This window comes from Bradyrhizobium sp. 6(2017), assembly GCF_011058295.2.
Classification (GTDB): domain Bacteria; phylum Pseudomonadota; class Alphaproteobacteria; order Rhizobiales; family Xanthobacteraceae; genus Bradyrhizobium; species Bradyrhizobium septentrionale.
Genome location: NZ_CP049289.2, coordinates 3,561,427 through 3,580,407 on the forward strand (window position 1 = coordinate 3,561,427; position 18,981 = coordinate 3,580,407).

Below are 18,981 nucleotides of genomic sequence, written 5' to 3' on the forward strand. Positions count from 1 at the left end.
GTATCTGCATTGAGGTAAATCCGCCGAAAAATCGCGGAAAATTCGCCTCAATTGATTCGCCGTAAATATTCGATTGATGGCGGCTGATGAGCGCCGGATGCGCAGAATGCGCTGCGTCCACCCTTTCGAAACCATAGATCGTCGTATCCGGAAACCAGTCGTTCACCATCCCCGACAAATGGGCGGTGAATGGCTGCGTCAAAGCCTCGCCAATGCACGGTGTTTGGCAGCAGGCCGCATTGCCTTAGCGTTCGCTTAAGTTCGCTCTGACACGTTGACCTGCAATCACCAAGGAGGCGTTCCGGCGCGTCTGTCTGACGACTAAGCCGAAGCGCGAGTGCTGTGAGTAGTTTGAGTCTGATCCGCGATTGCCTGGATGCGCTGCTGCATCCGTCGGCGCAATATGATGCGCTGACGCGTGCGCGCCATCGTGCCTTCATGGCGCCGCGGCTGCTCGGCAGCCTGGCGGCGCTCGCTTCCTTTCCGGCCTTCCTGGCGATGCGCGGTGCGCCCACAGCGATCGAGGTCGCGGCATTTGCCTGGCTGATCGCGCCGATCCTGCTGTCATGGTTCCTGTCGCGCACCGGCCGCTATGAAGGCGCGCATGTGCTGTCGTCGCTGGCGCTCGCGGGTCTCGTGATGATGATCGCGGCGTCCACCGGCGGCATCGCGTCGTTCGCCACGGTTTGGCTCGTCGTGATTCCGATCGAGGCCGCATTGTCGGCCTCGCGGCGCGTGGTCGCCTTTGCGTTCGCGCTCGCGATGATCTGTGCGGCGTTGCTCAGCGTGCTCGGCCATTATCACCTGTTGCCGGTCGCCGATCCCGCGGTCGCGACCAACGGCACGCTGATCGGCTTCGGCGTCGTGTCGGCGATCTTCTATGCGGCCGGGCTCGCCTTCGGCGCAGAATCGCTGGCGCGCACCAGCGTGGCGCTGCTCTATGTCGAGGAAGAACGTTACCGCCTGCTCGCGCACAACATGAGCGACGTGCTGTCGCGGCACAGCCGCAACGGCGCGGTACGCTTCATTTCGCCTGGGGCCGAGATCATGCTCGGCGTGCCGGCATCGCGGCTGTTGGGCCATGGCCTGTTCGACCGCGTTCATGTCGCCGATCGCCCGGCCTATCTCACCGCGCTGTCGGACGCGGCACGCGGCGAGTCCCGCAGCGTCGAGTTCCGGGTGCGCCGCGACGCCGCGCGCGGCGAGACCGCCGAATTCATCTGGGCCGAGATGCGCTGCCGTCCGCTGGAGCAGACCGCCACCGATGCCGAGGTCGTCGCGGTGATCCGCGATGTTACCGATCGCAAGGTGCAGGAGCAGGCGCTGGAACAGGCGCGCAACGCGGCCGAGCAGGCCGATGCCTCGAAGACGCGCTTCCTCGCCACCATGAGCCACGAACTGCGGACCCCGCTCAACGCCATCATCGGCTTCTCCGAGATGATCGCGCAGGAAGACGTGCTCGGGCTCGATGCGGCCCGCCGCAAGGAATACGCGCAGCTCATCAACGACTCCGGCCAGCATCTGTTGTCCGTCGTCAACGGCATCCTCGACATGTCGAAGATGGAGTCCGGCAATTTCGAGATTTCGCCGGAGCCGTTTGCGCCGCGGCCGGCGCTGCTCAATTGCTGCAATCTGGTGGCGCTGAAGGCACGCGAGAGCGGTGTCGACCTCGTCACCCGGGTGCCCGACGATCTGCCGATCGTGAACGGCGATCCGCGCGCGTTCAAGCAGATCGTCCTCAATCTGGTCTCCAACGCCATCAAGTTCACCGAGCGCGGCGGCAAGGTGACGGTATCGGCCGCCGTCGAGGGATCGCGCCTGCTGCTGTGTGTCTCGGACACCGGCGTCGGCATCGCCGCAGACGATCTCAAGCGGATCGGCGATCCGTTCTTCCAGGCCGGCAAGACCTATCAGCGCCGCCACGAAGGCACCGGCCTTGGCCTGTCCATCGTCAAGGGACTGGTGGGCCTGCATAACGGCGAAATGAACCTGGAGAGCAAGGTCGGCGAGGGCACAATTGTGTCAGTCGCGCTGCCGCTGGCGTTCACCCCGCCGGCCGCCGTCGAGCCGTCCAGCAATGTCTCGACCCTGAAGCCCGCGCTGCGGTCCGGATTACAAGAGCAAACCCATCAGGTGAAGAAGAGTGCCTAGACAGACTTTGGATGACGATGAAACGCCGCGCCGTCGCCGCGGCGCCAAGGCAGTGGCCATCGCGGCCGAGGAACGTGGCCTCGTGCTGCGTCTGCTGCTGCACAGTCCGAAGGATCTCGTCGCGGGTGTGCTGGCCGTTTCCGCCATCGTTGCAATCCTGATCAATGCGCTGTTCCTGCAGGCCGGCCGCCATCCGTCGCCGATGTTCGGCGGTTCGGTCGTGACGCTGCCGCCGGCACCGCCTGTAGCGGCCGCCAGTCCGTTGCCGCGCCCGCGCCCGGCGGAGGCCGCCGCTGCCCTGGAGCCGCCCCGGCCGGTCGAGGTGAAGCCGGTGGAGACCAAAGCGGTTGAAGCGAGGCCAGTCGAATCCAAATCCGTTGAAGCAAGATCCGCCGAACCCAAGCCGGTTGAAGCGAAGCCGGTCGATCCGATGGCGAGCCTGGTGATGAAGTCGACCGCCGCGCCGCCGGCCGCCGCACCGTCGAGCGTCATTCGTCCGCCGGCACCGATCCCGACGTCGCATCTGAGCCCGGCGGGCAAGCGCATCGCGGCGGTCCAGCGTACGCTGACCGAATATGGCTACGGCCAGCTCAAGCCGACCGGAACGATCGGCGCGGACACGCAGACTGCAATCGCGAAGTTCGAGCGCGCCCGCAAGCTGCCGGTGACCGGGCAGATGTCCGATCGCCTGGTGCACGAACTCAGCGTGATGATTGGGCATTCGATCGACTAGGCTTTGTCCTCTCGTCATGGCCGGGTGTCATCCGGCCATGACGTCTCTCCTCGACGCGTTGAACTGTCGTCAGACAGCTTCGCCCAGCAGAACGTCCCTGACCTCGTCGGAGAACAGCTTCTTCCGGCCGGCAAGCAGCACCCATTCCGGATCGTCGCGATCCGGGACGGCGCGTGGCATGCCGTGATCGAGCAGGGCGTGCGCGCAGCCCACCCAATCGCCGCCGCTGACCGGCTCATTGCAGGAGGCCCACGACAGGCTGCCGGACGCGTTGTCGCCAAAGCCGTGCTGCTCGGTCCACTCCGCGCCGTGCTCGAGCAGGAAGCGCGTCAGCGCGGCGTTGCCGCGGAATACGGCGTGATTGAGCGCCGAGCCATCCCAGTCGCCGCCGCGCACCGTGATGGGCCAGCCCAGCTCGACCATCAGCCGCACCGCGTCGTCGCCGCCTGCGGCGGCGAGCTCCGGAAGCAGGCGCAATTGCTGTGGTGAAAGCGCGCCGGGAAGGTCGGGCCGGCTGGCCTGGATCCGCCGCGCTTCACGCGCGTCGCCGCTGCTGCACGCTGCGACGAAGCGTTCGTCATCGGCCAGCGTCTCGGCACCGGTGCGCTCCCGCAGCAGCTCGGCGACCTCGGTCAGTCCGAATTGCAGGGCGTAACGGTAGGCGCTGAGACCGTCCGGTGTCGTGATGTGCGGGTCGGCGCCGCGTCGAGTAAGGCCGCGATGCACGTCCGCGACCGCCGCCGCCGGATCGCCCACATCAGCGGCGAGCCGCAATCGGTCAACGGCGCGTTGCGGGCGGGCTCGTTTGGATCTCCGCCATGCTGCAACAGCAATTCGAGCGCCGCCACGTTCTCGTCGTCGAGCACCTTGTACATCGAATTGGTGCCGGCGATCCGTGCGCCATGCGCGAGCAACACGCCGGTCGTCACGAAACCTTCCAGCGAGTGGTACAGCGATTCATTGTCGTTGGGATTGGCGCCCGCTTCGAGCAAAAGCCTGGTCAGCTCGAGATCGTGATTGCGCCCCGCGGCGCCATACAGGGCCGACAGCGGATTGCTGTCATCGGGCGCAGCGAGCGATCCCGGCGGCCAGCGGCTGCCGATGTGCTGGTCCGGATCGGCACCGGCCTGCAGCAACAGGCGCGCGCAGCGATGCAGCCGCGGCTGAAATTCCGGAATCTGCAGCAGGCTGGAATGCGTGACCGCGACCAGCGGCGGCAGCTTGAGCGGACCACCGGGACGGTTGACCCATGCCGGATCATCGGCTGCGGTGCGCCGTATCGTTTCTTCATCGCCAATGGCGCAGGCGAGATAGGGATCATCGGCGGCAAGACCGGGATCCTCTGCGAGCATCCGTACCGCAACGCGCGGATTGGCGCGATTGGTGGTGCCGTCGACGTCGGCGGCATAGACCAGCTGCAGCCATCGCCGCACGCGATCGTCCCTGCTTTTGCCGGGCGGCAATTGCGTCTCGACGTAACGCCGCAGGTCCGGCCACGACGCAAAACCAAGATCGCGTGCCACGCAGGACTGCGCGTCGTGGAGCCGCAGATTGAGTGCGGCGATGTCGGCGTCGCTGCGCCCGGCCGCGGCCGGAAGCGCGTGGCGGAAACGGGCGTAAGCCTCTGGCGTCTGCCGCCGGTAAAGGCGGATCAGCTCCTTGGCCTGCTTCTTCAGATGTTCGAGATTCAATCGCGCGCGCGATCGGTCCATGGAAACCTCCGTGCATCACGCCGATGGTCCACAAAACCGGCTGCACAAAGGCTTGATTTGCCGCTTCAATGTTGCAAGTGGGTTCAACCCTTCCCGTGGACCCGGGCGCGGCTTGCACCGCAAGCTGAGGATATGAGCGGCCGGCGCGACGGTCAACCCGCCGTTTGGCGTGCGGCGATTGGACGGCGTCACGCCGCTGGCCTATAGGTCTGCGCATGCGATTGAAAACAAGTATTTGGGTGGCGGCCTATCTGCGCCGCTGCCAGACCGAGGGCGTGTTCGGCGCGATCCGCAAGAAGGGCGCGGAGGAGGCCGGTGCCGTCTTCGTCAAGGTGGCGCTGATGGACGGCAACGCGATGTTGTACGCGCCGGCGCCGCAGACGGTCTATGACGACAGCCGTCCGGCGGAGCGGCTGTTCGTGCCGGCGGCACCGCAGCCGGTGTCCGAGCCGTCGGTCGACGAACGCTTGACCAAGGAGCTGCGCTTCGATCCCGACGCCTGGATCGTCGAGACCGAGGACCGCGCCGGGCGGCACTTTCTCGATCTGGCGAAAGGCTAACTTCCGGACTTCTGGTTGCGAACGGCGGGCGCGCTGCCGGGCTGCACCGCGGATCGCGTCTGCGAGGCTGCTGCACGCACGCGATGGCGCTCATCGTCGTAGAGCGACGAGCGATACTTGGCGCGCGCCACCGCCATGGTCGAGCCGCGCCACGCCGCCAGCATCACCAGCGCCGAGCGCTCGCTCAGATGATCGTACAGCCGCGACAGGCGGTAGACATAGTTGACCGACGAGCCAGCTTCCGGATTGAGGAACATCAGGATGCGCTGGAACGCGGCGCTCGACACATCGAGCGCCCGCATTGCGCAGGCGAGCGGCTCGCCGCCGGGATCATTCACCACGTCGGCAGCGATCCGCGACGGCAGGATCAGCGCCTCGCCGAGTTCGAGCGTGAAATTATCGATGTCTTCGGCAAACGCCGCCATCTCCAGGATATGGATCGCCCGCGTGGCGCGGGCGGCCGGAATCCGCGCCGCCGCCTTCAGCGGCGTCTCCTGCAGATTGTGCAGGATCTGCGTGCGTTCCTTCGCGTTGGCGGCAAAGAACATGTCGGAGATCTCGGCGGCATCGTTCGGCCGCATCGCGAGGCTCGCCGCCATCCGCAGCTCGGCTTCGGTCGGAATCTTGGCGGGCAGCGCTGACGGTGACGGCGCGGGAATTGGACCGGCAGCCGGCATCGGCTGGTCTGGACCGCCGCGCCGTAGCCCGAGCTTGTCCATGATCCCAGCGGGCGTTGCCGGATAGATCGCAAGCCGCGCGCGCACGGCGGCGCGTGTCGCGTCGTCGACCTCGTCGATCAGGCGCGAGGTCAGCTCGACGAACTGGCGCTCTTCGTCCGCCGAGTGTGCGCTGGCCTGCACATAGAGGTCGGTCAGGACGCGCAGCAAAGTGGGGCGGATGTCGACGCCCTCGCGGCGGGAGAGCGTCATCAGCCCATCGAAACCAGGAAATAACGGAGCTGCGCTCATCTCGGGCGTACGCGACTTGCCAGTAAGGAATCGGTTTGAAAACCTTGTGGCAGCGAGCCTACGCAGGCTGTTTTAAGAGCCGGTTAAGGAAAACAAGCCGTGAAGGCGAATGCTCGCATTTGCGCGTGTCCATTAAGGCACAGCGCCATATCCGTAACCGTCCGTATCGGCGGCTTAAGATGTCATTAACCATGCGCGTTCTTAACTCGGCAGGCGCGGGGCAAATCATGTCCGTGCGGGGCCAGAGAGAGCGGAACATGGGCACCATCGTTGAGTTTCCGGCGGATGCGGCTGCGCGGCGGCCGAGCATGGCCGGTGCTGCCGGCGAAGGCATGGGGACCGTGCTGATCCTTCCCGTCGTCCGGATCGAGCGAACGACGGAGGAGACCGGTGGTGATCGCGGACCGGAGCAGGGCACTGCGCAGGGCCGCCGTCGCCGACGTCGCTCCTGATCGCGGGCATCGTGCAATGCCGGAGCTTGTGCAGCGGATCGCCGCGTGGCGGCCATTCCCGGCGCTGATCCTGCTGCTGGCGGGCTCGGCGCTCGCGGGCTGCAGCGGCGGCGATTTCGGCCGCACCCGCGCCGATTTCCGCAACGACGACATGCATCGCTGGATGGGTGCGGAGGCGAACGGCAGCGTCGGCAAGAACGCCTCGCAATTCCAGCTCACTGAACACGAACGTCAGCTGCGCGATCTCGCCTACCAATTCATCGAGCCGCCGCTGTCGCGTCCGGCGTGGAAGAGCGTGTTCGGCGACTACCAGCCGCTGCCTGCGCCCTGGCGGCAGAGGGTCGTGTTCGACCGCACGGCGTATGGCCGCAATCTGATCGACGAGCCGCATCGTTCATTCGCCTCGCGCTATTCGCTCTTGATCGACGAGGTCCGCGACGACATCACCCGGTTCGAGCCGTTCTTCGCCGTCGCGATCCAGGTGATCGAGCTCGACCGCAAGCGCAATGCCAGCCTCAAGATGATCGCGGACGTGTCGCCGCGCGAGCGCGCTGATGCGGTCGCGCGGATGGAAGAGAACACGCTGATCGTGCAATGGGTCGGGCAGAGCCTGGAGCGGCGGATCGCGTCCTATCGCTGGGCGCTGGAGCGGCTGGTGATCCAGGCGCCCGACGGCATGGCCGCGGACGCCGAACGCCAGATCAACGAACTCGCCCGGCTCACCGCCAATGCGCCGCTGGTGTCCGCGCCGGTTGCCGGCCAGGCCGTGGTGACGAAGGGCTAGGCCCGCTTCGCTTTCCTCGTTGTTGATCTGACGCGGCGACTGCTCGGTTGCTGCGGCAGGCTCGCGATGAACGCCTTCAGCGCATCCGATGGCGGGTGGGCCGCGGGATAGGCGAGGCCGACCTGGCGCGTCACGTCGGTATCGAGCGCCCGCACCGCGACATCAGGATTGCCGCGCGCCACGCCTTCGGGGACGATCGCAACCCCGACCCCGGCCGCCACCAGCGCCATCGCCCATTCCTCGGATTCCGCGATCGCCACCGGTCTGCGGGGCGGTGACGTGCGCTTGAAGAATTCCTGCTGCTCGCAATGGCAACGATCGATCATCGAAACGCCGGCGAAGTCGGTGGTCCGTAGCGTCTCCTTCAACGTCAGGGGATGCGACGGCGGCAATGCCGCGACATAGCGCTCGCTCCAGAGCGGGATGAAGTGCTCGCCGGCGGTGATCATGGTTTTTGCGACGATCCGCGCGTCGGCCTTCTCATTGGCGCCGACCAGCCGGAGCGCGAGGTCGGCATGGCCCGTCAACGGCTTCAGCAGCGCGATGGTGCGGGCCTGATCGAGCGTCCGCAACAGGCCGAGCGTCAGCGCCTGCCGCGTCGCGGGCTTGCGAAACAGGTTCCGCGCCGCGTCCGCCTCGTCGATGATCTTGCGGGCGATGCCGTGAAACTGCGCGGCTGACTCGGTCGGGGCCATGCCCTTCTTGTGCCGGATGAACAGAGTGGTGCCGAGCTCGGCCTCGAGATTGGTGATCGCCGCCGAGATCGACGGCTGCGAGATGAAGCAGCGCTTCGCCGCGGCGGTCAGGTTGCGCTCGCGGTAGACCGCGGCGAAATAGCGGAGTTCGCGGATATCCATAGATACATCCTATCGTATAGATAGAGAGACAATATTTTACCTATGGAAAGGCGGGTGGCAAGCCTGCGCTGAATTCAGCGGAGGACTGGTCATGCGCATCCACCATCTCAACACCGGCACCATGTGCCCGATCGGCAAGCGGCTCGTGAACGGCAGCGGCAGCATCTTCCAGCGGGCGCGGATGGTCTGTCACTGCCTGCTGGTCGAGAGCAATGACGGCCTCGTGCTGGTCGACACCGGGATCGGGCTCGGCGATATCGCCGACCCGCCGCGGCTCGGACGCAAATGGGTGCGGCAGACGACGCCGCGGCTCGATCCAGCCGAGACCGCCGTCCAGCAGGTGAAGGCGCTCGGCTTCTCGCCTGATGACGTGCGCCATCTGCTGCTGACGCATCTCGATCGCGACCATGCCGGCGGCGTGCCGGACTTTCCGAAGGCCAAGGTGCATGTCCATCGCAACGAATACGACATGGCGGTGACGCATCAGGTCGCGCCGCCGCAAGGACGCTACATCACGGCACAGTGGCAGCACGGGCCGGACTGGGCGTTCTACGACGCCGATGGCGAGGACTGGTTCGGTTTCAAGGGCGTGCGCGCGCTCGGCGACCGCGAGCCGGATATCCTGATGATCCCGCTGCCGGGGCACACGCTCGGCCATTGCGGGATCGCGGTGCGCTACAAGGACAGGTGGCTGCTACACGCCGGCGATGCCTATTTCCATCACGCCCAGCTCGACGCCAGGCCGCGGATCCCGCTGGTGCTCGGCATGTTCCAGCGGCGCGCGGACATGGATCGCGCGACGCGCATCCAGAACCAGGAGCGGCTGCGCCAATTGAAGGCTGTGCACGGCGCCAGCATCACCATCGTCAACAGCCACGATCCCGTCGACTACGAGACCTGCCGCTGCGGCCGGCACGCGCTGGCGGCGAGCTAGCGCTTGCGCGCCGCGGGCGGTGGTGCCGGCGCGGGCAGCGGCGGCGGCGCCTCCTGCTTGGCCGCGACCGGCTCGGTTTGCGGCTTGCAGGAGGAGGCCGCGAGCGAGGCCTGCGCCTGCGGCATCAGGCCGGGCTCCGGCGCCAGCGCCTTCAGCAGGATCAGGCCGGTTGATGTCGGGGAGTCGATGATCAGCCGGTCGGCGGCGGTGACTTCCTCGTCCTCCGGCAGCTCGTTGTGCTGCGCTTCGGTCATCAAATAGAGCTCGATCACCTTCTTGCCGGCGGAGCGGTCGTTGATGGCGTAATAGGCGACCTCGTTGCGGGTGTAGAACGACACCGACGTGTAGGCCTGGCTGACCGGCACGGTGAGCTTCAGCGGCGCGCTGGAGAGATCGTAGCGGCAGATCGCCATCGCGAACGCCGGATCCATCAGCGGCATCGGCGAGTGGGTCGGGTCGGCCAGCGGCAGCTGCGTCACCTCGTTGAGCTTGGTCATCGGCGTCAGCCGCGAATAGGCGTCCTGCGAGGCGATGCGCGGCAGCGCCAGCACGCTGACAAGATGCACCACGCCGCCGAGCAGCACGCCTGCGAGGATGGTGAACAGCAGCCGGATCATGGGCAGCCCGTGGTTGCGATCGAGGGCATCGGCGCGTCGCGCTGGGTGCGGGTCGCGACCCCGACCGGCGTGTCGTAGAGGCGCAGCATCAGCGCGTAGCGCTCGATGCCGCCGGTCGGCAGCCAGTTGCCGGCGCGCGAGCGCGAGGCGATGTGGATCTCGAACGTGCCGTCGGAGGCGCGCATGATCTCCTGACTGGTGAAGCCGTAGCGCTGCAGCGAGTTGGCGACCAGATGGCCCTTGCGGTCGAACAGCGTCAGCGTCCAGAACCGCGCCGCCGGCGTCACGCCGCTGACCACGATGTCGCAGCGGCCGTCGAGCGGTTTGTTCTTGTCGTCTGATGTCGCCGAGAACGCGATGCCGTCGCCGGTGCCGATCGGCAATTCGCCGCTGCGCGCGATGGTGGCGCGCGAATAGGGGTCGACGTCGGAGGTGCCGTTTTTCGGCCGCGCAGTCCAGGCGCCGATCTTCAAGGTGCCGAGATCGGTGCCGCGCGTCGCCGTCGCGTAGGTCAGGCCGAGGCCGACGGCGGTGGCGATGACGAGGGCCAGCAGGGTGGTGAGGAGGAGCCGCACGTCAGTTCTTGCGTGGCGCAGGAATTGTTGTCGCGCCGTCCGGCCCGGCCGCGGCAATGTAATTTTCGGGGAACGCCAGCGCGCTCGAGGATTCCGGCTTGCCGGCCTTCGAGGGCTCGTTCAGTGTGGTCTTGTTGGCGGTCTTGGCCGCGTCGTCGAGCAGCTTCTCGACCCGCACCAGGATGTCGGCGCCGCGTTTGGTCAGCACCGGCGGCGGACCCGGCTTGGTCTCCAATATGCGCGGCGCGGCGTTGGCCTGGGCATTGGCCTGCACCGGCTGCGGCGGCAGCTTCTGGCCCATGCCGACGCCGTTGAGTTCTTTCACCTCAACACCCTGATGCGCGGCGACCATGATGTCGTGCCAGGTCTGCGCCGGCAGCGAGCCGCCGGTCATGCGGTTGGTCGGTGAATAGTCGTCATTGCCGTACCAGACCGCGCAGGTGAAGTTGCCGGTGTAGCCGACGAACCAGGCATCGCGATACGCGTTGGTGGTGCCGGTCTTGCCCGCGGTCGGAATGCCGTCGAGCGCGGCGCGGCGCGCGGTGCCTTCGCTGACCACGTGGCTCATCATGCCGGCCATGTCGGCGGCGATATTCGGCGGAATGGCCTGCCGCGGCTTCGGCCCGTCGCGGTCCCAGCGCCACACCAGGTCGCCGGCGCCGGTGCGCACCTCGAGCACCGAATGCGGCGTCACCGCCTTGCCGCGGTTCGGGAAGGTCGCATACGCCACCGCATGCTCGATCACCGTGACTTCGTCGGAGCCGATCGGCAGCGACGGCGTGTCGGGCAGCGGCGCCTTGAGGCCGAAGCGGCGCGCGACCTCGATGATCTTGGCGCGGCCGGCCTTCGGGCCGCCAATGTTCTTGCCGAGCTCGATCGAAAGCTTGACCGGCACCACGTTGATCGAGCGGGTGATTGCCTGCGTTAGCGTCACCGAGCCGGAATAGGAGTGGCCATAGTTCTGCGGGCACCAGTTGCCGATGCAGACCGGGCCGTCGACGATCTTCGAGTTCGGCGTGAAGCCGTTCAGCAGCGCCGTGGTGTAGACGTAGGGCTTGAACGACGAACCGGGCTGCCGATAGGCGTCGACGGCGCGGTTGAACTGGCTCGCACCGTAGTCGCGTCCGCCGACCATGGCGCGGATGCCGCCGTCGAGATCGGACACCACGGTCGCCGCCTGCGTCGCGTGATAATCACGCCCGAACTGCCGGAGCTGATTCTCGATCGCTTCCTCGGCCGCCTTCTGCACGTTCATGTCGATCGCGGTGCGGACCACGAAGACGCGCTCGGTGTAGGATTTCGGGAAGGTGTCGACCAGCTTGCGCATCTCGTCGAAGGCGTAGTCGAGATAGTAGTTCGGCGAATTCTCGTCACGCCGGTCGACCGCGACCGCCGGATTGCGGCGGGCGCCGAACACCTGGCCCTCGGTCATGAAGCCGGCATCGACCAAATTGTCGAGCACGACGTTGGCGCGAGCGCGTGCCGCGGGCAGGTTGATGTGCGGGGCGTATTTGGTCGGCGCCTTGAACAGGCCGGCGAGCATCGCGGCCTCCGCGAGGTTCACGTCGCGCACCGACTTGTTGAAGTAGAAATGCGCCGCGCCGTCGACGCCGAAAGTGCCGCCGCCCATATAGGCGCGGTCGAGATAGAGTTTTAATATCTCGTTCTTGGTGAGGCGCGTCTCGAGCCAGATCGCGAGGAAGGCTTCCTTCACCTTGCGTTCGATGGTGCGCTCGTTGTTCAGGAACAGGTTCTTGGCGAGCTGCTGGGTGATCGACGAGCCGCCCTGGCGGACGCCGCCGGCCTGCGCGTTGGTGACGAGCGCGCGGGCGAGGCCCGGAAAGTCGATGCCGAAATGGTCGTAGAAGCGGCGGTCTTCGGTCGCCAGCGTCGCCTTGATCAGATTGTCCGGAAAATCTTCCAGCGGGATCGAGTCGTTGTGCTTGATACCGCGGCTGCCGATCGGGTTGCCGTAGCGGTCGAGGAACGTCACCGCGAGATCGGACTTCTTCAGCCAATCCTCGTCGGCGGTCTCGCGGAAGGCGGGGATCGCGAGCGTCAGCATCAGGATCATGCCGCCGAGCCCGATGGTCGCGGCTTCCGACAGCGGCTCGATGAACACCCAGCGCTTCCAGCGGCCGACATAGAAGCGGTCCATGAAGGTGGAATAGCGTTCGTAAAGCTCGCGCAGGCCCTTGCCCGACGAGAACAGCGTCGAGTCGATACGCGCATCGAGGTCCAGGAAGAAGTTCCGGACCTTCTGTTTCCAATGCGACGGCATGATCTGGCGGACCGGACCCTTGATCAGTTCGACAGCGCTGCGCCTGCCCAAAACGGGCACAGGCCAGCGTCTTGCTTCGATGTTGCGGCAATCCCAAGGCGCTTTTGCGTCGTTGGGGACTCGTTCGTTGTTCTATCCGAGCGGCTGCCATAAACCAATGGCGCGGCTGGTGAATTTGATGAAAGCCCTAACGCTGCCCACCGGCTTTTGCGACCCCGCAGGTGCACCCCCTTGCGGAGCCGGCGCCGGCATCCCAAGAAGAGCTGCACCGCCATGTCAGGGATATCATGACCGCACCGCCCAAACGCCCGTCGGACCAGGAGGGATTCTTCTGGAAAACCAAGACGTTGGAACAGATGTCTAACGCCGAATGGGAGAGCCTGTGTGACGGCTGCGCACGTTGCTGCCTGGAGAAGCTCGAGGACGAGGACACCGGCAAGATCTATTTCACCCATATCTCCTGCAAGCTGCTCGATGCCGGCCTGTGCACCTGCAAGGACTATCCGAACCGCTCCGACCAGGTTCCGGATTGCGTCCGCCTGACGCCCGAAAACGTCCGGACCCTGAACTGGCTGCCGCCGAGCTGCGGCTACCGGCTCGTGGCCGAGGGGCGGGACCTCTATTGGTGGCACCCTTTGATCTCGGGCGATCCCAACACCGTTCATGAAGCCGGCGTCTCGGTGCGCGGGCGGGTGCAGGGCACCGAGATCGACGTCAACGACGCCGATCTCGAGGATCATATCGTGCGCTGGCCGGGATTGTTGCCGAAGCAAGCACGGCTGAAGAAGCGGCCGAAAGCGCTGGGCAAGACGACCAAGGCGTGACGTCGCAACGAGCGCCGCGATCACGTCATCGCGAGAAGGTCGCGGCGGGATGCACCCATGCGCTGGGGTGCCTGCCTCAGCATCGATTTGCTGCATAAATTGCGAAGCAGAGAATGATTCCATCGCGGGATCAGCCCGCGCAGCAGCATTACGCCTCAAATGAACAAGTATGAACGGCAGAGCCGGATTCCTGCCGACCAAGCGACATTGCCCGACGACATTGCCGAAGAGCTGTCCCGCCTCCCGAGCGAGGTGATCGAACTCAGCGACGCGCCGCCGCTGGCGCCGCCGGCACCGCTCAATCCGGATGAAGTCCGCACCATCGTGATCAGCCTGATGCTGACGATGTTCCTGGCCGCGCTCGACCAGACCATCGTCGCCACTGCGCTGCCGACGATCGGACGCCAGTTTCACGACGTCACCAATCTGTCCTGGGTGATCACGGCCTATCTGCTCGCCTCCACCGCGGTGGCGCCGGTGTTCGGGACGCTGAGCGACATCTATGGCCGCCGCGTCATGATCATCACCTCGCTCAGCCTGTTCGTGGTCGGCTCGGTGCTGTGCGCGATCGCGCCCAACATCACCATGCTGATCGTTGCCCGCGGCCTGCAGGGGCTTGGCGGCGGCGGCATCATGCCGGTTGTCCAGACCGTGATCTCCGACGTGGTGACCCCGCGCGAGCGCGGCCGCTATCAGGCTTATTTCTCCAGCGTCTGGATGGCCGGCGGCATTCTCGGCCCCGTCGTCGGCGGCGTGTTCGCCGAGCATCTGCACTGGTCGATGATCTTCTGGATCAATTTGCCGCTCGCCGCGGCGGCGCTGGCGCTGCTGCTGCCGAAGATGAGCAAGATCCCGGTGTTCCACCGCAAGCGCAAGGTCGACTGGCTCGGCGGCGTGCTGCTGATGGCCTCGGCCGTCGTGCTGATGCTGGTGCTGACCTGGGGCGGCACCCGTCTGTCCTGGCTGTCGCCGACCATCACGGCGATGATCGGCGCCTCGATCGCGCTCGCCGGCGCCTTCGTCTGGCATGCGCGCCGGGCCGACGAGCCGTTCCTGCCGTTGTCGCTGCTCGGCGGCTCGGTGGTGCCGTTCGCGATGGGCGCGGGCGGCTGTGCGCTTGGCGCCATGGTTGGCCTGACCGTGCACCTGCCGCTGTATTACGAGGTGGTCTATCACCTCACCGCCAGCGAGGCCGGCCTTGCGCTGATCCCGCTCGCGGCGATCTCGACCTTCGGTGCGGCGATCGCCGGACGGACGATGGCGAAGGCCAGGCACTACAAGCGCGTCGCGATCGTCGGCACCTCGGTCGCTGCGATCTGCGCCGTCGGCATGGCGGTGACGACGCTGCCGCTGTGGGGGTTGCTGCTGTTGATGAGCGTGTTCGCACTCGGGCTCGGCACCACATTCCCGATCAGCGTGGTGTCGCTGCAGAACGCAGTGGCGCGGCCGCAGGTCGGCACCGTGACCGGCGCGATGAACTTCTTCCGCGCGATGATGGCTTCCTTCACGGTCGCCGCCTTCACCACGATCCTGCTGATGACCTTGGGCCCCGATATTTCGCTCAACGGCGAGCATCATGCTGCGGCCGCAGGCGCCGTGAGCGCGATCCCGATGGCCGACATGATCACGGCGTTCCGCTACGTGTTCGGCGCCGCCGCCGCGCTGCTGACCACGGCTTCGATCTGCATGATCACGATGGAAGAGCGCCCGCTCGCCGGGCCAGCTGCGGCACCGGCCGAGATGGCGGAGTAGGGCGTGAGCCAAGCTCACCGATGTCGTCCCGCTGAACGAACGCAGGAATGATTCTGCGACGACGCCAAATTCACCGCTGTCGTCCCGGCCTAGGTATTTAGTCCCAAGCTTTGATGGTGCATTCTTATCGCACGATTCGAAGGATGCGCTATGGGACAGGTTTTACACGGCTGCGCCACCACGACGGAGGCAATCCGTCGAGCAATACAAGATAGTCAAGAGAGCCTGAGAGCGCTCGCCAGGCGCTACGGGATCAACCAAAAGACCGTCGCGAAGTGGAAGGGGCGCGAGACAGTCGCCGATCTCCCGACAGGCCCAACGGAAGCCAAATCGACCGTGCTTTCCATCGAGGAGGAGGCGATCATTGTTGCTTTCCGGCGGCATACGCTATTGCCGCAATCGACGATTGCCTCTATGCGCTTCAGCCGACCATCCCACATCTGACGCGATCATCCCTGCATCGCTGTCTCCAGCGCCACGGCATCAGTCGATTGCCGGAGGTCGAAGGCAGTAAGCCTCCGAAGAAAAAGTTCAAGGCTTATCCGATCGGCTATTTCCACATCGACATTGCTGAGCTCCAGACCGCTGAAGGCAAGCTCTATCTCTACGTCGCCATCGATCGCACCAGCAAGTTCGCCTTCGTGCAACTGGTCAGGAAGACGGGAAGGACCTCCGCCTCCGCCTTCCTCGAAGCTCTGATCGCGGCTGTGCCCTACAAGATCCATACGGTTCTCACCGACAATGGGATCCAGTTCACCTTCTTGCCGCGCTACGCGGACGGCCCGACGGCAAGATACGTGACACATATGTTCGATATGCGCTGCCAAGAGAATGGCATCGAACATCGGCTGACCAAGATCAAGCATCCCTGGACCAATGGGCAGGTCGAGCGCATGAACCGCACGATCAAGGAAGCGACCGTCCAACGCTATCATTACGATCGACACGATCAGCTCGAAGCACACCTTGCTGACTTCATTAACGCATACAACTACGCTCGGCGGCTGAAGACCCTGAAGGGCCTCACGCCCTACGAATATATCTGCAAAGCCTGGACAAAGGAGCCCGAACGATTCACCCTCAATCCGCTCCAGCAAATGCCGGGACTAAACACCTAGTGCGCAATTGCGCACGGGAGCCGGGACCCATGACCACCGATTTTGGTTGTCGTAGCGATCGTGGCCGCAGCGTCGCGCAACAATTGCCATTTGGGGTAATGGGTCCTGGCTCCCGTGCGCAATTGCGCACTAGGCCAGGACGACGATGAGGATGGTTCTCGATTCAACCTGTCAAACCGCGCGGTGTCATCGCCCGGCTTGACCGGGCGATCCAGTATTCCAGAAACAGTTGTGCTTGAGTGGATGGGCCACGGCGTACTGGATCGCCCGGTCGAGCCGGGCGATGACAGTGTGAGTGGGGATACAGCTTCGCGTTCTCACGACATGAATTGCCCGAGTCTTGCTCTTCGTTCCGCCCTCTCGTTGAGCAGAGGGCGCAGGGAAAGCCGGGTGCCGATCGCACCCATGGGCCCCGAGCAAAGGTAGAAAGCTCGGGGGTAGGACCACAGGTGTAACCGGAGCAATCCGGCTTTCCCTGCGCGATGGGTTACGGCTTATTTCGTGCTCTCCCCGGCGAGACTGGGCTTGTTTGTCACCGCCTTCGCAGAAACGCGTTCGCGTTTCGCAAGGGGACACCGGCCACTAGGGCGTCAGGACCACACGACTTCACCGTCCGCCTCCAATCACGCTTCGTCCGTCGTGATCTCAGCGTCCACCGCATCTCACACCGCGTTCGTGACGACCGCGAAGCGCCCCTCGATCGGGTGAGACGGACGGATTTATACACTGGGCTAAACTTCTGATAAAGCGAAATATTTTTGCGCGAGGGGCTTGCGCCGTCGGGCAACTCAGTGATTGGCGTGTAAGGGAAGCACCGGCGGACGGGTTCCCTCTCCCCTTGCGGGAGAGGGTTAGGGAGAGGGGTGCTACACGACGTGCTCTCTCAATGTGTGCTTGAATGCTACGTGATCGAAATTGCGAGAACGAGCTTCATGGCGACTATCTCGCCCGCGGCTTACCCCTCTCCCCAACCCTCCCCCGCAAGGGGGGAGGGAGCCCAATCGGCGTGCTCACCTCGCTGTCATTCCGCGACATCGCGATGCGACGAGCAGGAATCCATGTCACCCAATGCATGCTGCTCGATGGATTCCGGTCTCTCGCTTCGCTCACCCCCAGATGCGCAATTGCGCACCGGGGAATGACGAGAAGAGAGATCGGCGTTCGTCGGACTGAAAGGAGTCGTCAGCCATTCCGCGTCCTGCTTCACGGAAGATCACGGCGCCGAGACCCCACTGCCTCATCTTTGTTCAGCCCGAAAGCGCCGACCCACTACTTTAGTTGCCGTCGATGCATGGCGATCTGCGCGCAGTTTCACTTGCTGCGCATTTTGTCGCAGCTATAGTCCCGCCCCAAGAGCTCGAAGCGGCCGAAGAAGAACAAGAGGAGTGAAACAGGGTGAAAACAACATCGCGACTGCCTTTTCATGCGATGCAGCAACTTACCGGAGCGGCCGTGTTGGGCCTGCTGGCCGCGGCGCCGAGCGGAGCGCTGGCCGCCGATACCCTCAAGATCGGCGTGATCGCCGAAGCGCAGGCGATCGCGGGGGCGTCGATCCCGCAGGCGGCGCAGCTGGCCGCCGACGAGATCAACGCCAAGGGCGGCATCGACGGCCGCAAGATCGAGATCGTCTCTTACGACAATCACTCATCCTCGGCGGATTCGGTGCGCGCATTCCAGCGCGCGGTCAACGAGGACAAGGTCAACGTCGTCATCTCGAGCTATATCAGCGAAGTGGTGCTGGCGCTTGAGCCGTGGGCCTCGCGCCTGAAGACGCCGTTCGTCACGCCCGGCGCCGCCTCCAACGAGATCAGCAAGAGCGTTCACGCCGACTATGAGAAGAACAAGTACACCTTCCACGGCTATCTGACCTCGGCGGCGCTGGCGCTGTCGGTCTGCGATGCCGCCAAGGATCTTTTGGTCGATCAGAAGCACATGAAGACCGCGGTCATCATGAGCGAGGACGCGGCGTGGACCAAGCCGCTCGATGTCGGCTATGAAGAATGCCTGCCGAAGATCGGGCTCAAGGTCGTCGACCATATCCGCTTCTCGCCCGATACCACCGACTTCACGCCGATCTTCAACAAGGTCGAAGCCGCGAAGCCCGACGTGATCATCAGCGGCATCTCGCATGTCGGCGTGCAGCCGACGGTGCAGTGGAAAAACCAGCAGGTGCCGATCCCGATGTTCGGCATTTCCTCGCAGGCGACCAACGAGACCTTCGGCAAGGACACCAACGATGCGGCGGAAGGCGTGCTGTATCAGGGCGTGTCGGGCCCGAACGTCGCGGTGACGCCGAAGTCGGTGCCGTTCGCGGAGGACTTCAAGAAGCGCTACGGCAACTATCCGTCCTACGCCGGCTACACCGCCTATGACGAGGTCTACTACATCGCCGATGCGGTGAAGCGCGCCGGCTCGGTCGAGGCCGACAAGATGGTCGATGCGCTGGAGAAGACCGATTGGGAAGGCACCATCGGGCGCGTCCAGTTCTACGGCAAGGACGATCCGTTCACCCATTCGATCAAGTACGGCAAGGGTCTGATCACCGGACTGATGCTGCAGTGGCAGGGCGGCAAGCAGGTCGCGGTCTGGCCGAAGGAGGTCGCCAAGAGCGATCTCAAGTTCCCGAGCTTCGTCAAGGTCCCCACGAACTGACCGATCAGCAT

16 protein-coding genes and 1 pseudogene are annotated in these 18,981 nt (G+C 65.0%); 10 read left to right on the top strand and 7 right to left on the bottom strand.

The annotated features are described in order from the left end of the window. Window positions 1-342 precede the first annotated feature (342 nt). On the top strand, window positions 343-2,151 hold the full coding sequence (locus G6P99_RS16585; RefSeq protein WP_035977191.1) for a PAS domain-containing sensor histidine kinase: 1,809 nt from the start codon (window positions 343-345) through the stop codon (window positions 2,149-2,151). Next, complete coding sequence (locus G6P99_RS16590; protein ID WP_029082059.1) at window positions 2,144-2,884, top strand: peptidoglycan-binding domain-containing protein; 741 nt, start codon at window positions 2,144-2,146, stop codon at window positions 2,882-2,884. The genes G6P99_RS16585 and G6P99_RS16590 overlap by 8 nt, the downstream gene beginning before the upstream one ends. Window positions 2,885-2,953: 69 nt before the next feature. Here G6P99_RS16590 and G6P99_RS16595 read toward each other — a convergent pair whose 3' ends face one another. Both G6P99_RS16595 and G6P99_RS16600 read right to left on the bottom strand, forming a co-directional pair. Then, window positions 2,954-3,610 carry an ankyrin repeat domain-containing protein gene (locus G6P99_RS16595; protein WP_246709551.1) on the bottom strand — a complete coding sequence of 219 codons (657 nt, stop codon included), beginning with the start codon at window positions 3,608-3,610 and terminating at the stop codon, window positions 2,954-2,956. Beyond that, window positions 3,517-4,596 carry a hypothetical protein gene (locus G6P99_RS16600; protein ID WP_246709552.1) on the bottom strand — a complete coding sequence of 360 codons (1,080 nt, stop codon included), beginning with the start codon at window positions 4,594-4,596 and terminating at the stop codon, window positions 3,517-3,519. The genes G6P99_RS16595 and G6P99_RS16600 overlap by 94 nt, the downstream gene beginning before the upstream one ends. Before the next feature lie 215 nt (window positions 4,597-4,811). Here G6P99_RS16600 and G6P99_RS16605 point away from each other — a divergent pair, with 215 nt between their 5' ends. Next, window positions 4,812-5,156 (top strand): DUF1491 family protein, encoded by a 345-nt coding sequence (locus tag G6P99_RS16605; protein WP_165128749.1) that lies wholly within the window; start codon window positions 4,812-4,814, stop codon window positions 5,154-5,156. Here the strand turns inward: G6P99_RS16605 and G6P99_RS16610 are convergent. Next, window positions 5,153-6,085 (bottom strand): DUF2336 domain-containing protein, encoded by a 933-nt coding sequence (locus G6P99_RS16610; RefSeq protein WP_156928683.1) that lies wholly within the window; start codon window positions 6,083-6,085, stop codon window positions 5,153-5,155. The genes G6P99_RS16605 and G6P99_RS16610 overlap by 4 nt on opposite strands. Window positions 6,086-6,381: 296 nt before the next feature. Here G6P99_RS16610 and G6P99_RS16615 point away from each other — a divergent pair, with 296 nt between their 5' ends. Further along, window positions 6,382-6,576, top strand: coding sequence for a hypothetical protein (locus G6P99_RS16615; RefSeq protein WP_029082055.1), 195 nt, complete (start codon window positions 6,382-6,384; stop codon window positions 6,574-6,576). A 16-nt stretch (window positions 6,577-6,592) separates the two neighbouring features. Next, window positions 6,593-7,360: a hypothetical protein gene (locus G6P99_RS16620; RefSeq protein ID WP_029082054.1), complete on the top strand. Its 768-nt coding sequence runs from the start codon at window positions 6,593-6,595 to the stop codon at window positions 7,358-7,360. On the opposite strand, the gene G6P99_RS16625 is transcribed toward G6P99_RS16620, so the two are convergent. After that, a complete protein-coding gene (locus G6P99_RS16625) occupies window positions 7,357-8,217 on the bottom strand; it encodes a LysR family transcriptional regulator (protein ID WP_029082053.1) in 861 nt (286 codons plus the stop codon). The two genes, G6P99_RS16620 and G6P99_RS16625, sit on opposite strands and share 4 nt — an antisense overlap. Window positions 8,218-8,308: 91 nt before the next feature. Here G6P99_RS16625 and G6P99_RS16630 point away from each other — a divergent pair, with 91 nt between their 5' ends. Further along, window positions 8,309-9,151, top strand: coding sequence for an MBL fold metallo-hydrolase (locus G6P99_RS16630; RefSeq protein WP_029082052.1), 843 nt, complete (start codon window positions 8,309-8,311; stop codon window positions 9,149-9,151). Here the strand turns inward: G6P99_RS16630 and G6P99_RS16635 are convergent. The 3 genes from G6P99_RS16635 to G6P99_RS16645 are packed head-to-tail and all read right to left on the bottom strand — an operon-like array spanning window position 9,148 to window position 12,624. Then, window positions 9,148-9,768 carry a DUF1254 domain-containing protein gene (locus tag G6P99_RS16635; RefSeq protein ID WP_029082051.1) on the bottom strand — a complete coding sequence of 207 codons (621 nt, stop codon included), beginning with the start codon at window positions 9,766-9,768 and terminating at the stop codon, window positions 9,148-9,150. The two genes, G6P99_RS16630 and G6P99_RS16635, sit on opposite strands and share 4 nt — an antisense overlap. Next, the gene (locus G6P99_RS16640) at window positions 9,765-10,343 is read right to left on the bottom strand and encodes a DUF1214 domain-containing protein (protein WP_029082050.1); all 579 of its coding nucleotides are present in this window, start codon (window positions 10,341-10,343) and stop codon (window positions 9,765-9,767) included. Before G6P99_RS16640 ends, G6P99_RS16635 begins: the two co-directional genes overlap by 4 nt. 1 nt (window position 10,344) lies before the next feature. Then, window positions 10,345-12,624 (bottom strand): transglycosylase domain-containing protein, encoded by a 2,280-nt coding sequence (locus G6P99_RS16645; protein WP_029082049.1) that lies wholly within the window; start codon window positions 12,622-12,624, stop codon window positions 10,345-10,347. Between the two features lie 287 nt (window positions 12,625-12,911). Between G6P99_RS16645 and G6P99_RS16650 the strand changes: the two genes are divergently transcribed. From G6P99_RS16650 to G6P99_RS16665, 4 genes and pseudogenes are all read left to right on the top strand, one after another. Beyond that, window positions 12,912-13,448 carry a YcgN family cysteine cluster protein gene (locus G6P99_RS16650; RefSeq protein ID WP_165128751.1) on the top strand — a complete coding sequence of 179 codons (537 nt, stop codon included), beginning with the start codon at window positions 12,912-12,914 and terminating at the stop codon, window positions 13,446-13,448. Window positions 13,449-13,607: 159 nt separating this feature from the next. Next, complete coding sequence (locus G6P99_RS16655) at window positions 13,608-15,200, top strand: MDR family MFS transporter (RefSeq protein WP_029082047.1); 1,593 nt, start codon at window positions 13,608-13,610, stop codon at window positions 15,198-15,200. 150 nt (window positions 15,201-15,350) lie between these two features. Beyond that, window positions 15,351-16,318, top strand: a pseudogene (locus tag G6P99_RS16660) (IS481 family transposase). A 1,428-nt stretch (window positions 16,319-17,746) separates the two neighbouring features. Then, window positions 17,747-18,970, top strand: a complete 1,224-nt coding sequence (locus G6P99_RS16665) for an ABC transporter substrate-binding protein (RefSeq protein ID WP_029084098.1) — start codon at window positions 17,747-17,749, stop codon at window positions 18,968-18,970. Window positions 18,971-18,981 lie beyond the last annotated feature (11 nt).